Annotated in this window: 14 protein-coding genes; 6 read left to right on the forward strand and 8 right to left on the reverse strand. The window is 34.3% G+C overall.

The genetic code is table 11. From position 1 onward, the window contains the following. The first annotated feature begins 13 nt into the window (after positions 1-13). Both gcvPA and gcvPB read left to right on the forward strand, forming a co-directional pair. Entirely contained in the window at positions 14-1,381 is a 1,368-nt protein-coding gene (gene gcvPA, locus GFS03_RS07305; RefSeq protein ID WP_153423197.1) for an aminomethyl-transferring glycine dehydrogenase subunit GcvPA, read from the forward strand. Beyond that, a complete protein-coding gene (gene gcvPB / locus GFS03_RS07310; protein WP_153423198.1) occupies positions 1,362-2,891 on the forward strand; it encodes an aminomethyl-transferring glycine dehydrogenase subunit GcvPB in 1,530 nt (509 codons plus the stop codon). Before gcvPA ends, gcvPB begins: the two co-directional genes overlap by 20 nt. Here the strand turns inward: gcvPB and GFS03_RS07315 are convergent. From GFS03_RS07315 to GFS03_RS13780, 3 genes are read right to left on the reverse strand one after another with little or no spacing between them, the layout of a single operon-like run. Further along, the gene (locus GFS03_RS07315) at positions 2,884-3,309 is read right to left on the reverse strand and encodes a signal peptidase I (protein WP_153423199.1); all 426 of its coding nucleotides are present in this window, start codon (positions 3,307-3,309) and stop codon (positions 2,884-2,886) included. The two genes, gcvPB and GFS03_RS07315, sit on opposite strands and share 8 nt — an antisense overlap. Beyond that, positions 3,290-3,619: a chromatin protein Cren7 gene (locus tag GFS03_RS07320; protein ID WP_153423200.1), complete on the reverse strand. Its 330-nt coding sequence runs from the start codon at positions 3,617-3,619 to the stop codon at positions 3,290-3,292. The genes GFS03_RS07315 and GFS03_RS07320 overlap by 20 nt, the downstream gene beginning before the upstream one ends. 5 nt (positions 3,620-3,624) lie before the next feature. After that, positions 3,625-3,933, reverse strand: a complete 309-nt coding sequence (locus GFS03_RS13780; protein WP_153423201.1) for a hypothetical protein — start codon at positions 3,931-3,933, stop codon at positions 3,625-3,627. 29 nt (positions 3,934-3,962) lie between these two features. On the opposite strand from GFS03_RS13780, the gene eno reads away from it, so the two are divergent. Continuing rightward, entirely contained in the window at positions 3,963-5,222 is a 1,260-nt protein-coding gene (gene eno / locus GFS03_RS07330) for a phosphopyruvate hydratase (RefSeq protein ID WP_153423202.1), read from the forward strand. Here the strand turns inward: eno and GFS03_RS07335 are convergent. Next, entirely contained in the window at positions 5,219-5,470 is a 252-nt protein-coding gene (locus GFS03_RS07335; RefSeq protein WP_153423203.1) for a hypothetical protein, read from the reverse strand. The genes eno and GFS03_RS07335 overlap by 4 nt on opposite strands. 96 nt (positions 5,471-5,566) lie before the next feature. Here GFS03_RS07335 and cdvA point away from each other — a divergent pair, with 96 nt between their 5' ends. From cdvA to cdvC, 3 genes are read left to right on the forward strand one after another with little or no spacing between them, the layout of a single operon-like run. Continuing rightward, a complete protein-coding gene (gene cdvA, locus GFS03_RS07340) occupies positions 5,567-6,364 on the forward strand; it encodes a cell division protein CdvA (RefSeq protein WP_153423204.1) in 798 nt (265 codons plus the stop codon). An 18-nt stretch (positions 6,365-6,382) separates the two neighbouring features. Continuing rightward, positions 6,383-7,162: a cell division protein CdvB gene (gene cdvB / locus GFS03_RS07345; protein WP_153423205.1), complete on the forward strand. Its 780-nt coding sequence runs from the start codon at positions 6,383-6,385 to the stop codon at positions 7,160-7,162. A 13-nt stretch (positions 7,163-7,175) separates the two neighbouring features. Next, entirely contained in the window at positions 7,176-8,294 is a 1,119-nt protein-coding gene (gene cdvC, locus GFS03_RS07350; protein WP_153423206.1) for a cell division protein CdvC, read from the forward strand. Between the two features lie 20 nt (positions 8,295-8,314). Here the strand turns inward: cdvC and GFS03_RS07355 are convergent, their stop codons facing one another. From GFS03_RS07355 to GFS03_RS07370, 4 genes are read right to left on the reverse strand one after another with little or no spacing between them, the layout of a single operon-like run. Next, complete coding sequence (locus GFS03_RS07355) at positions 8,315-10,354, reverse strand: DNA topoisomerase I (protein WP_153423207.1); 2,040 nt, start codon at positions 10,352-10,354, stop codon at positions 8,315-8,317. Positions 10,355-10,359: 5 nt separating this feature from the next. Next, entirely contained in the window at positions 10,360-10,647 is a 288-nt protein-coding gene (locus GFS03_RS07360) for a DNA-directed RNA polymerase subunit K (RefSeq protein ID WP_153423208.1), read from the reverse strand. Next, positions 10,638-11,759 (reverse strand): aminotransferase class V-fold PLP-dependent enzyme, encoded by a 1,122-nt coding sequence (locus tag GFS03_RS07365; protein WP_153423209.1) that lies wholly within the window; start codon positions 11,757-11,759, stop codon positions 10,638-10,640. The genes GFS03_RS07360 and GFS03_RS07365 overlap by 10 nt, the downstream gene beginning before the upstream one ends. Continuing rightward, on the reverse strand, positions 11,756-12,727 hold the full coding sequence (locus tag GFS03_RS07370; RefSeq protein ID WP_153423210.1) for a D-2-hydroxyacid dehydrogenase: 972 nt from the start codon (positions 12,725-12,727) through the stop codon (positions 11,756-11,758). The genes GFS03_RS07365 and GFS03_RS07370 overlap by 4 nt, the downstream gene beginning before the upstream one ends. Positions 12,728-12,882: the final 155 nt, after the last annotated feature.

The following is a 12,882-nucleotide window of genomic DNA, read 5'->3' on the forward strand; positions in this document are numbered from 1 at the left end:
TGTATTAAGGCTTATGTATAAACATCCATGGCTTCCAAACCTAGACCTAATAGATGAGATGCTGAAAGAGATAGGGGTAAAGTCTCTTGACGAGTTGTTTAACGATATACCGGCTGAAATTAAAATAAATAAATTGTTAAATGTAGCAAAAACCAAACCGCTATCAGAATATGAGATTGAAAAAGAAATTAATGAAAAAGTGAAGAAGAACGTGGAGCTAGAAGCGCCACCTTTTATTGGAGCTGGTATTTGCCCCCATTATATCCCTAATGTCGTGAAATTTATCATAAGTAGATCAGAGTTTTATACATCCTATACTCCGTATCAACCAGAAATTTCTCAAGGCCTATTACAAGCATTGTTTGAATATCAAAGTTTAATGGCTGAACTACTAGAGATGGATGTAGTTAACGCCTCAATGTATGATTGGGGTTCAGCATTAGCTGAGGCCGTACTAATGGCTAATAGGATAAACGGGAAAAGGACTGTATTGGTACCTGAAAACGCTAACCCGTTTCATAAAGAAGTACTAAGAACTTGGATACAAGGAAAGGGGATAAAAATAGAGGAAGTTAAGTATGATAAGAATTCTGGTGAAGTTGATATAGAGGATCTAGATAAGAAATCTAATAATGATGACATATCTGCAATATATATACAACAACCGAATTTCTTTGGGATCTTCGAAAGTAATATTGAGCATATTATCGATACTGCTAAACATAAAAGAGCGTTAAGTATTGTGGGAGTTAATCCACTTTCGCTTGGTCTAATAAAGCCACCTGGAAGCTACGAAGCTGATATAGCTGTGGGTGATGGTCAAGAGTTAGGGCTTCCGTTAAATTTTGGAGGACCCTTAATGGGATTATTTGCAGTAAGATGGGATATGAGTTTAGTAAGACAAATGCCAGGTAGAATAGTGGGAATTACAAAAGACGTAAATGACAAAACAGGGTTTACACTAATTCTTCAAACTAGAGAACAATTCATCAAAAGGGAAAAGGCAACATCTAACATAACTACAAATGAAGCCTTACTGGCCATAGCTAATGCGATCTATTTAAGCTTGTTAGGCAAAGAAGGAATAAGAGAGCTTGCAGAGGAGATTTACTTTAGAAGTCATTACGCTTCTAAAAAGTTGACTGAAATAGATAACGTAAGCATGGCATTTAGGTCTGACTTTTTTGAAGAATTTGTAATTAAATTTCCTATAGAATATGATAAGATAAGTAATAAACTAAAAGAAAGAAGACTGCAAGGAGGACTAAAATTGTCCGATTATACATCCCTCTTCTGTGTGACAGAAGTTCATGATAAGAAGTCAATAGATCTATTAGTATCGACGATACAAGAGGTGATAAATGGTGTGGAGGCAAGCTAAATGGGATGAGCCTTTAATATTTGAGCTAAACAATAGTGGTGCAACTAGACAAGGTTTCTTGATAAATAAGGATGATGAGATAAGAAGCGAGATAAAGGAAATGAAAATACCTAAAAATCTACTAAGGGAAACTGGACCTGATCTGCCTAGTTTAAGTGAGCTAGAGATAGTAAGGCACTTCGTCAGATTATCTCAGATGAGTTTTGGTGTAGATAATGGAATTATGCCACTAGGCTCATGCACAATGAAATATAATCCAAAGATTGAGGAAAAAGCCACAGCAATTACAGAATCGCATCACCCTTTAGAAGATGAGGATAATGTTCAAGGAATACTAGAGATGATTTACGAACTCCAAAATTGGTTTAGTGAAATAACTGGTATGGATGAGTGTAGCTTACAAGTACCTGCTGGATCTGCTGGTGAGTTTGCGGGAGTGCTAATGATTAAAAAGTATCATGAGGAGCACAATAGAAATTACAAAGATACTATGCTGGTTGCAGATACTGCTCACGGAACCAATCCTGCAAGTGCTGCAATGGCTGGATATAAAGTTATATATGTGAAATCAAATGGAGAAGGGCTTATTGATATGGATATCTTAAGAGAGATCGTAAATGATAAAACTGCAGGTTTTATGCTAACTAATCCAAATACGTTGGGATTATTCGAAGAGAATATTCTAGAAATCTCTAAGATAATACATTCAGCAAATGCAATACTATACTATGATGGAGCCAATTTAAATGGAGTGTTAGGAATTGTGAGACCAGGGGATATGGGATTTGATATTGTGCACTTAAACCTACATAAGACATTCGCAGTTCCGCATGGAGGTGGTGGACCTGGGGCTGGAGCGATTTGCGCAAAGGGTGAGCTTGTTAATTACCTCCCATATCCAATGGTTGAGAAGGTAAATGGAAAGTATAAATTAAGTAAGATTCCGAAGAATAGTATTGGTAAGATAGCTACATTTTACGGTAATGTGGGCAATTTAGCGCGTAGTTTTGTATACCTATTAGGACTAGGACCTCAAGGTGTTCAAATGGTAGGAAAAATGAGTACTTTAGCGACCAATTATCTCATAGCTAAGCTAAGAGACGTTAAAGAGCTGGAGCTGATTGCACCAAATAGACACAGGAAGCACGAGGTAGTGTTCAGCGTGAAACAGTTAATGGAAAATTACGGAGTAAGCGCTAACGATGTTGCCAAAGCCCTACTTGATAGTGGATTTTACGCTCCAACTATATACTTCCCACCAATTGTCGAAGAAGCGCTAATGATAGAGCCTACGGAAACAGAGACTAAAGAAACTTTGGATATGTTTGCCGAAGCTCTCAAAAAGATTGTAGAGAATGCTAAAAGAAACCCAGAACAACTTCTAAAGAGTCCTACTAATACAAGTGTTTCAAGATTAGATCAAGCTTATGCTAATCATCCTTCTACTATAACGCCAACGTATAGAGTGTTAAGGCTGAGAAGGTTAGGTAAAATAAATTACCTTAAATAATAGATGAGAAAAGTATAGAGATATACCCAAGATAGGGTATTGAAAATGTAAAGTTACCAAACTCTATTATCTTTCCTACCACTAAATTTTCCGGTATACCACTAGGTGGTTCTAACCCAATCCTATTATCTGGTATTGGATTAGTTATTTTGTCTATACCTTGAGTAATATAATAACCATTGTTTGTAGCTACGACTCTATGAATTACGTAATTATTAAAATAAGGCGATTTATATATTATCACATTACCTACGTTAATCGAAAATGGTTTAACGTAAAAAGTTAATGCACCGTTTTGAAATATTGGATACATTGAAACTCCTTCTACGCTCGCACTTTGAACGACATTAGAAAACATCAAAATATAAATCAATGCAATAAATAAGATAATGACTATATCACTCTTCTTCATCTTCATCTAAATCACTTAGGTCTAATTCTATAACCTCTCCTTCATTAGCTTTTTCCTCTGAATCCTTAGATTCTATTTTCTTAACACCCTTCTTACCTTCAATCTCTACTGAAGAACCTCCTGCTTTTATCTTAGATACCACAGATTTCCATTTATGGGCGCAATTCGGACAAACAAAAGAACCCATAACTGTTATTGTAATTCTACCGTAAGAATCTGGAAGAGGTGAAACTAACTGCCATGTCTTCTGAGCCTTCTCTACCTTTGTCCCACAATTTGGACAAACGTATGGGTCAATTTGTTTCTTTTTTGGCATCAGTTCTATAATCTAGTTAAAGGATTAATAAATATCTGTATAATTACTGCCATAAATAAGAACGTAACTCCTGAGTATATAATTCTAAATTTCCCTTTATAAACAATAAATAAGTTAATGGATAAGGATATCAAAACTAACAGTGTGATTAAAACAGAAGGTGAATATATTAAACCTACCAGATGAGGAGCTAAAGACCATGCAACTAGAAATAGTCGTTCATTACTTATTTTATCTTTGAAAAGTCTAGAGAAAATAATAGAAAGTAAACCGTATGCTAAAAATACTATCGAGGCCATGCTAGGAGTTAACATTTAATTATTGCTAATTCGCTATAGTAAATATGCTTAACCGTTTTATCATAGAGAAGGTTAAGGGATTAGAAATCATAGATTCTAGGGGCAATCCCACTATAAGAGTTTTCATAAGAACTAGTGATGGTGTTGAATCCTTTGGAGACGCACCGGCAGGGGCTTCTAAAGGAACAAGAGAGGCAATTGAAGTTAGGGATGAAAATGGGCTTACGGTAAAGAGAGCTGTCGACATAGTAAACTACATAATAGATCCTGCGTTACACGGAATTGATGTAAGAGAACAAGGTATAATCGACAAAATACTAATAGATATGGACTCAACTGAAAATAAGTCTAAATTAGGAGGAAACACAATAATTGCAACATCTATAGCTGCACTAAAAACAGCTTCTAAGGCCTTAGGCTTAGAGGTTTTTAAATACATAGCTGGGCCTCGATTACCGAAAATCCCAATACCTTTACTTAATATAATAAACGGCGGCTTACATGCTGGAAATAAGCTAAAAATACAAGAATTTATTATAGTACCAATTAAGTTTAATACTTTTAAAGAAGCTTTTTTCGCTGCCATAGAAGTATATAGAACTCTGAAAGGGTTAATAACAGAAAGATATGGTAAAATTTATACAGCAGTTGGGGATGAAGGAGGATTCTCTCCACCTTTAGAAACAACTAGAGAGGCCTTAGATCTAATATATACTTCAATAAGTAATGCAGGATATCAAGGAAAAATATATATGGGAATAGATGCTGCAGCAAGTGATTTCTACGATAGTAAAAAAGAGAAATATATAATTGATGGTAAAGAATTGAATCCTACTCAATTACTAGAATTCTATCTAGAATTAGCTAAGGAATATCCCATAATATACTTAGAAGATCCATTTGAAGAGAATTCTTTCGACTTGTTCAGTGAACTGCAAAATAAACTAAATTCAACAATAGTAATAGGTGACGATTTATATACTACAAATATAAAATATCTAAAAATAGGTATAGAAAAGAGATCAACTAGAGGTGTTATAGTTAAGCCTAATCAAGTCGGTACAATATCCGAAACGTTTGAATTTACTAATCTCGCCAGAAGAAACTCAATAAAGTTAGTAACTAGTCATAGAAGTGGAGAGACAGAAGACAATTTCATAGCAGAATTTGCAGTAGGGATTGAATCAGATTTCATAAAAACTGGCGCACCGGCGAGAGGAGAAAGAACTAGCAAATATAATAAGCTACTAGAGATAGAAAACAAATTTGGATTAGAATATGGAGGAAAATATTTTTATCTTTAAGGCAATAATATGCCTAGGATCACAAGGAAAATTGCTATCCCTAGTAATAACAATATGAACTCCTTAGTTGACATTGATGGAACTGCTCTAGCTGCTTTCGCTAAACCATAAATTACACTACCTATTATAATAATTAGTAAAAGGGCGAAGCCTATAAGAACTAATATGTAACTTATTGGCTCTAAGTTTAGGTTGCCTACTAAATGAGAAAGCTGCGAGGATATATTACTAAGAGCTTGAGTTGACATAACTCTATTCGAAATGATAATAATATTCGCTATGCTTTTTAAGCTTGGTCACATAATATTCCCTAGTTGATGATGAAGGTTAAAAGCTCCTATTAGATGACGAGTCTCCGCTATCTGAAGAGCCCCAATCTTTATAAGTATTGCTTAAAAGACCAAATATTTTTGAGGAGTATTACCATGCCCGTATCGTACGAAGTACTAACGAAATTTATTGGACAAAAGGTTAAAGATATTTATGGAAGGGAATTTGGATACCTAATTCACGTATACAGCGAGATAGATGGAAGTATAACCGGGATTGAGGTATCGCAAGGTTCTTCTATCTTGACCATAGGACCAGAAAGGATAAAATTAGATGGAGATAGTGTATTAATTCTCCCAGATTGGAAAGCAGAAGCAATAAGAATATTGAGCCTAATGGAAAAAATTAGAAAAAGACAGAGAGCATTAGAGGAATTATATAGTAAGCAAGAGATTCCTAAAAGCGATTACGATGATATGAAAAGGAAACTTGATACGGAAATGTTAAAGCTAAAGGACGATCAGAATAAGTTAAAAGTGAGGTTAAAATCCAGACTTAACGACATAGAAGATCAATTAGCTCATATAGATAAAGCAGTAATCTCATTAAAAATGAGTTATATCTCAGCTGAAATTCCGGAAAATGCGTATAAAGGTTCAATGGAAGTTCTAAGGCAGTCAAAAGACAGTTATACTTTAGAAAGAGATGATATTAGAAAAACTTTAGATAGATTAGACTCGTTAGATAAAGAATCTATAGAACTTAAGCCTTTAGGCTCCTTATCTACCTCACAACAAGGTGAGACAAAGAGCGATCAATCCAAATCGGAAATACCATTGCCAATACCGGTAAAGGTAATAAATACTCTTTAACTAAACTAGTGAGTTAGGATGTTTGATAAGTTACCATTTATTTTTAACAATGAAAAGAGGCGAAAGTCTCAACTAGGTAAGATACTCACTGAGATATCATTAAAATTAAAAGATCAACAAACCAGATTAGAAGAAGCAATAAGAAGGTTAAAAGATAGAGATAAGGAATTATTTGAGAAAGTAGTAAGGGCACAAGTAGAAGGAGATGATGCAAAAGCAAAAATATACGCTCAAGAAATAGCTGATATTAGAAGAATAATAAAGGTAATTTATACAGCATTCCTAGCTATCGAGAAAGTTAGGTTAAAACTAGATACTGTACAAGAACTGCAAGGCGTTTCTCTAGTATTATATCCCGTTGCTAAAATATTAGGAGATTTAAAGGATCAAATAAAAGGAATTGCTCCAGAAGTCGCAATAGCCTTAGACTCTATCATAAGCAGTGTAAATGGCATAGCAGTAGAAACGGGTGCAATAAACGATAGAGGAGTAGTTCCTGCGGTAGTAGATGAGCAAGCTAGACAAATCTTAGATGAAGCACAAAAAATGGCTGAAGTAAAAGTTAGGGAACTATTGCCAGATTTACCACATCCACCAGTAGAGCAATCGTCAAGAGTTTCACAATCTAAACCAACAGCAAGAAAGATCACTGAAAGAGAATTATTAGATTACATAGTAAATAATGGTGGCTTCTTGGATATAGAGCACTTTAGCAAAATATATGGCGTTGAAAAGCGTGAAGTAGTAAAGCTTCTTGAAGTGTTAAAGAGTAAGGGATTAATAGCAGTAGAGAGCTAAAGGGGCAATGTAGATGAGCGCTCAAGTAATGCTAGAAGATATGGCTAGAAAGTACGCTATCCTTGCAGTAAAAGCTGATAAGGAAGGTAAGGTAGAGGATGCAATAACATATTATAAGAAAGCCATAGAGGTTTTGAGCCAAATCATAGTCCTTTATCCAGAATCTGTAGCGAGAACTGCATATGAGCAGATGATTAACGAATATAAGAAAAGAATAAGTTATCTGGAAAAAGTCTTACCAGCATCTAGTGATGGTGGAGGAGATAGTGGAAATCCACCTGAGGAAGTAATAGTTACCGAGAAACCAAAGGTCTCGTTCAAAGATATAGTCGGTTTAGATGATGTGAAGGAAGCATTAAGAGAGGCAATAATATATCCCACCAAGAGACCAGATCTATTTCCCTTAGGCTGGCCAAGAGGAATTTTGTTATATGGTCCTCCAGGTTGTGGTAAAACTATGATAGCTGCTGCAGTAGCAAATGAGATAGACTCTATTTTCATACAATTAGATGCTGCATCAGTAATGTCAAAGTGGTTAGGAGAAGCCGAGAAGAATGTAGCTAACGTATTCAAAATGGCTAGGGAAGAATCTAAAAAGCAAAATAAACCTGCTATAATCTTTATAGATGAGTTAGACGCTTTGCTAGGAGTTTACTCTACGGAGGTAGGAGGGGAGGCAAGAGTAAGGAACCAATTTTTGAAGGAAATGGATGGGCTTTTGGATAAATCGGAAAACTATAAAGTATATGTCATAGGTGCTACAAATAAGCCTTGGAGATTAGATGAAGCCTTCTTGAGAAGATTTCAGAAAAGAATATACGTACCGCTACCTGATTATGAACAAAGATTATCGCTATTCAAATATTATACATCGAAGGTTAAATTAGATCCTGAGGTAAGTCTAGAAGAATTAGCTAAATTAACTGAAGGATATACAGCTAGCGATATTAGGGATATAGTTCAAGCAGCACATATTAAAGTTGTTAAAGAGATGTTTAAGAATAATTTAGGTGAGCCAAGAGCAATTACTCTCCAAGATTTTAAGGATATATTAAAGGTCAGAATGCCAAGTGTTAATCCAGAATTAATAAAGGCTTATGAGGCATGGACAGAGAAGTTTAAGGCACTATAGTAATTCAGTTACCCCAGAGTTTACCTCATCTTTTTCAGATTGGCATGACTTTCATCATTCATATTAAGCATATAAGTTGCTATATCTTTTACATATTTACCCGTTGATTTACTACTACTGATTCTTTTTAAAATCTTTTTATGGTCATATTTTGTCCTTTCCTCCCAAATTTTCACAGCATCCAAAAGCTTTACTTTGGCTTCATAATGATATTTGCATAATCCATCCTTATACTGTTCCAAGTCACAAAATTTACACTTTACAATTTTTATGAGACCTAAAGCTTTAGCTAAAGATTCCCCTACCTTATCTTTATTCACTTTATATTCCTCTATAAATTTATTTAATTTTTCTATATTTTCTTTAATGACTTCACTTTCTAGAACTTTACTAGTCTTTATCATTTCTAATTTATTTTCCATATCTGCAGTCATTTTAACATCAACAATATCTGGGAAAAATTTGTTTAATATCTCGGCGATATAGAAACCTAATTTTGTCGGAACTACATAGCGACCACTATTAGTCAAATATCTTCTCTTCACTAGGATTTCAATTATTCTTCCTCTAGTAGACTCTGTACCTAAGTTGGAAGATTCCATCCATTTGAGTAATGAAACCTTTGTATACCTAGAAGTGGGTTTACTTAGACTAATATTTACTTTTCCATCTAAAACTATACCCTCATCACCTTTTGAGAGAAGTATGGGATTATCTTCCCTCACATTATGAAAATGATATATATCTAGCCAATTTCTTTCTAATATTTTTGTATATGAAACTGAGAACTCTAAGGGGATATCAGTTACTTTCAAGGTGTAAGTAGTGTTAGATAGTTTAGCATCAGCAGATACTGAAGCCAAGAATCTTCTTAGTATTAGATCATATATCTTAAATTTATTAGCAGATAAATTTTTAGGAGATTCCCCTGTAGGGTGAATTGCGGGATGTGCAGGATCATCCTTAAAGCCTTGCCTAACAATATATCTACCTCTCGCAATTTTCCTCACTAAATCAACTAGCTTTCTATATGAACTATTCTCTAGACTTTTGATTATGTTATAGATGTCAATAGTAGGTGGTATTTTTTGGCTATTAGTTCTTGGGTAACTTATTAGCCCATCTAAATAAAGATCTTCTGCTATACGTTCTACATTATATGGAGATATTCCATATATTCTGCCAGCTTCTACTTGGAGATCAGTGAGATTAAATGGAGAGGGTCTTTCCAATATCTTAATCTTATTTTCAACTTGAACGACTTTTACGGTCTTATTTATTAATTTATTCAGAAATTCCTTTGCTTCTGTAATTTTTTCGAAATCTCTATTTATCTTAATATTAAGTGAATAATCTTTAATTTTTACTATAATTGAAACAGTAAATTTGGGTAATGGAATAAATAGGTTTCTTTCAGTTTCCGAGTTAACGACCTGAACGAGAGTTGGGCTTTGAACTCTACCCGCACTTAATATCACTCTTTTCTTTGCGAAATCTTGTAAAGAAATCATAAGAGCTCTACTAACATTAATTCCCCATAGCCAGTCAATTTTATGCCTAGCTAGTCCAGCATTTATCATATCGTAATCTAATGTAGACATATTTCTAAATGCTGACAATATATCACTCTTAGTCAACGCGGAAAATTTCATTCGTTTAGCCTTCTTAATATCCCCTAGATATTTGATTATTAAATAGCCAATTACAGAACCTTCAATATCGTAATCACATGCATTAATAAAGCCTAAAGCATGCTTACTAAGAGACGAGATAAGTTGATAGTACCTTTTTGTATAGTAGCTATTCTTATCCACCTCCCATAAAGGTTTCCAGTCAGCATCATATATAGGAAAGCCACTTTTACCTTGTAACCCAAAAAGATGTCCTGCCGCAGGCACAATAACATATTTACTGTTATCATGATCTCTTACTACCCAATAGTTAACATTATATTTTTTACACAAAATAGGCTTCTCTGAGAGAGATTCAGCGATTTTTTTAGCTGCTTTTGATTTTTCTGCAATTATAAGGTAATAGTTGTTTAAATTGCATAAATCCATCTTATTTAACTCTTTCTAAGAGATAATAAAATTATTTTTCCATTTGGTAATCTTCTCCTAATAGTTATTGGAAGAACCCCTCTCTTAAACTCCTCCTCAGCTATGCTAATAACATCAGTCGAACTTAGGTTATTTATATCAATTAAAGCTGGTGCACCCATGGCTAATTGTAATGCTCTAGCACTTATTACTCTGGCAATCTCGTATCTAGTTAGTCTATTCTGCCATAAGGAAATAAAAACTTCATTAAAATGTAAATCATGGGACAAAATTTCATCCCTCTCTAATCCCATGAAACTTCAACTTTTAACTCTTCCGGCAACTTACATTCTTTTGGAACCTCGAACTCAACATTCTTTTTAATTATTTCACTCATACTATTAACTAATCTTCTAATTGCTCTATCATCAACTACACCTAAAATTCCTATTCTTACTATCTTATCCCTTAATTCGCCCATACCCTTAGCAATCTCAATATTTCTCTTCTTTAGCTCTAATACAAATGTATCTAAAGGAATAGGAGGATATGCCGCAACTACCGTGTTGGAGAAATTAGTATCATCGCCTAACAATTTAAAATTCATTTCTGACATTACTCGCCTTAAATATATTGCACAAGATTCATGTCTCTTCCATCTATTTTCTATTCCTTCCTTATCTAATAATTCAGCAGCTCTTCTAGAAGCAAAAAATGCTCCTACTGTAGGAGTAAATGGTGTCTCTCCCTTATCTTGAAACTTTAAATGAAGAGATAAATCTAGATAACTAGGTAAATCGGACTCTATCAGTTCATTCATGCCCTCTTCAGATAAGGCAGCAAAACCTACACCTGGTATGCTCGCTAAGGCTTTCTGGCTACCAGTTACTACACAATCAATTTTCCACTGATTAACATATAGCGGATAAGCAGCAAATCCTGATACTGAGTCGATAAGAAGCTTTAATCCTGCACCTTTTACAACATTAGCTATTTTTTGAAGGTCTCTAAATGCTATACCCGTACTAGTCTCGTTATGAACTAACGCTACTGTAGTAGCATCTTTATTTTCCTCAATAGCCTTTTTTATTTCTTCAACTGTAAAGGATTCTCCTAATTTTTTATCGTAACTAACTACCTTTGCTCCACGTCTAATTAACGATTCCTTTAACCTATATCCGAACTCACCATAAGGAAATGTTAGTACTTTTTCCTCTCTTTTTACCATTGAATAGACCATGGATTCTACAGCTAATGTGCCTGAGCCACTTAGTAGTGCAACACGAGTAGATCCAAAATGTTTATTCATCAAAAATTCTAATGTTTTTACAGTCTCTCTAAATTTCTCTGATCTATGATTCACTAAATTAAGGGAAGCTTGTAAAACACTGTAAGGTACATTTACTGGACCGGGAATTAACATCATTTGAGAACACCGATTTCCCTTAAAGCAGCAATGAGATTATCTGTTGTAACTACTGCTACTCTATGCTGTGCCTCTTTAGTTTGAGCACCAATATGAGTAGTTACTATCACTCTCTCGTGTCTTAACAACTTAATCTCCCAATCTTCTTTAGGTGGCTCATTCCATAAAACGTCTGTAGCATAAGTTAAGTGCTTTTTATCAATATATTCTAGTAATGCTTTACCATCTATTACTACGGCTCTACTGGTATTGATTATGATTGAATTATCTTTGATGTAATTAAATGTATCTTTATTAAGGATTGGTTTAGCGTCTTTACCTACTGTAACGTGAAAGGTTATTACGTCTGAGCTCATTAGTAATTCTTCTAAACTTTTAGCTACTTTAACCCCAAGCATATTCGCCTTTTCTTTTATATCGATAATGTCATATGCAATTACGTTCATATCCAATGCCTTACATACCTTAGCTACTTTGGCACCTATTCTACCGAATCCTACGATACCTATAGTCTTACCTGCAAGTTCAATTCCCTCTATCTTCTTGAATAAACCCCCCTTTGCCATATTCATAGAATCATAGAGTCTTCTAGCTGCAATAATAAGTAATCCTATAGTTAGTTCCGCCGCAGAATCTGTAGAAGCTCCAGGTGCGTAAACAATTTTTATATTTCTCTTAGATGCCTCTTCTGTATCTATATTGTCTAGCCCTATCCCAGCTCTGGCTATAATCTTAAGATTTGTCCCTAAACGGATTATCTCTTTATCTACCTTAGTTCTGCTTCTTACTACTAAAACTTGGTACTGGTTTATTATCTTTAGTAATTCCTCTCTTGAAATTTCAGGTTTATAGTCAACTGTTAATCCGATATTTTGTAAAGTTCTTATCATGTATTGATCTACTGGATCAGTTATTAATACTTTGAAATCTAATTTGTTTATAGAGTTTACACCTTGTATAGTTTCCATACATATCACCTAAAACTTTCAAGAATATGATTTAGTTTAACATGATGATGAGAATGAGCTTGAGAAAGATGAGGAGAATAAAATAATAATAAGAACTAATTTGCTTAAAAGTTGAGTAAATTTGAACTCCCTTTTCAGCATACTAGGGTTTTGCA

It is taken from the genome of Sulfolobus sp. E5-1-F (assembly GCF_009601705.1).
Lineage (GTDB): Archaea > Thermoproteota > Thermoprotei_A > Sulfolobales > Sulfolobaceae > Saccharolobus.

Bases quoted from the DNA above. Each gene is read 5' to 3' on its own strand.
- gcvPA (WP_153423197.1), top strand. From the start codon at position 14: ATGTATAAACATCCATGGCTTCCAAACCTAGACCTAATAGATGAGATG.
- gcvPB (WP_153423198.1), top strand. From the start codon at position 1,362: ATGGTGTGGAGGCAAGCTAAATGGGATGAGCCTTTAATATTTGAGCTA.
- GFS03_RS07315 (WP_153423199.1), bottom strand. From the start codon at position 3,309: ATGAAGATGAAGAAGAGTGATATAGTCATTATCTTATTTATTGCATTG.
- GFS03_RS07320 (WP_153423200.1), bottom strand. From the start codon at position 3,619: ATGCCAAAAAAGAAACAAATTGACCCATACGTTTGTCCAAATTGTGGG.
- GFS03_RS13780 (WP_153423201.1), bottom strand. From the start codon at position 3,933: ATGTTAACTCCTAGCATGGCCTCGATAGTATTTTTAGCATACGGTTTA.
- eno (WP_153423202.1), top strand. From the start codon at position 3,963: ATGCTTAACCGTTTTATCATAGAGAAGGTTAAGGGATTAGAAATCATA.
- GFS03_RS07335 (WP_153423203.1), bottom strand. From the start codon at position 5,470: ATGTCAACTCAAGCTCTTAGTAATATATCCTCGCAGCTTTCTCATTTA.
- cdvA (WP_153423204.1), top strand. From the start codon at position 5,567: ATGACGAGTCTCCGCTATCTGAAGAGCCCCAATCTTTATAAGTATTGC.
- cdvB (WP_153423205.1), top strand. From the start codon at position 6,383: ATGTTTGATAAGTTACCATTTATTTTTAACAATGAAAAGAGGCGAAAG.
- cdvC (WP_153423206.1), top strand. From the start codon at position 7,176: ATGAGCGCTCAAGTAATGCTAGAAGATATGGCTAGAAAGTACGCTATC.
- GFS03_RS07355 (WP_153423207.1), bottom strand. From the start codon at position 10,354: ATGGATTTATGCAATTTAAACAACTATTACCTTATAATTGCAGAAAAA.
- GFS03_RS07360 (WP_153423208.1), bottom strand. From the start codon at position 10,647: ATGGGATTAGAGAGGGATGAAATTTTGTCCCATGATTTACATTTTAAT.
- GFS03_RS07365 (WP_153423209.1), bottom strand. From the start codon at position 11,759: ATGATGTTAATTCCCGGTCCAGTAAATGTACCTTACAGTGTTTTACAA.
- GFS03_RS07370 (WP_153423210.1), bottom strand. From the start codon at position 12,727: ATGGAAACTATACAAGGTGTAAACTCTATAAACAAATTAGATTTCAAA.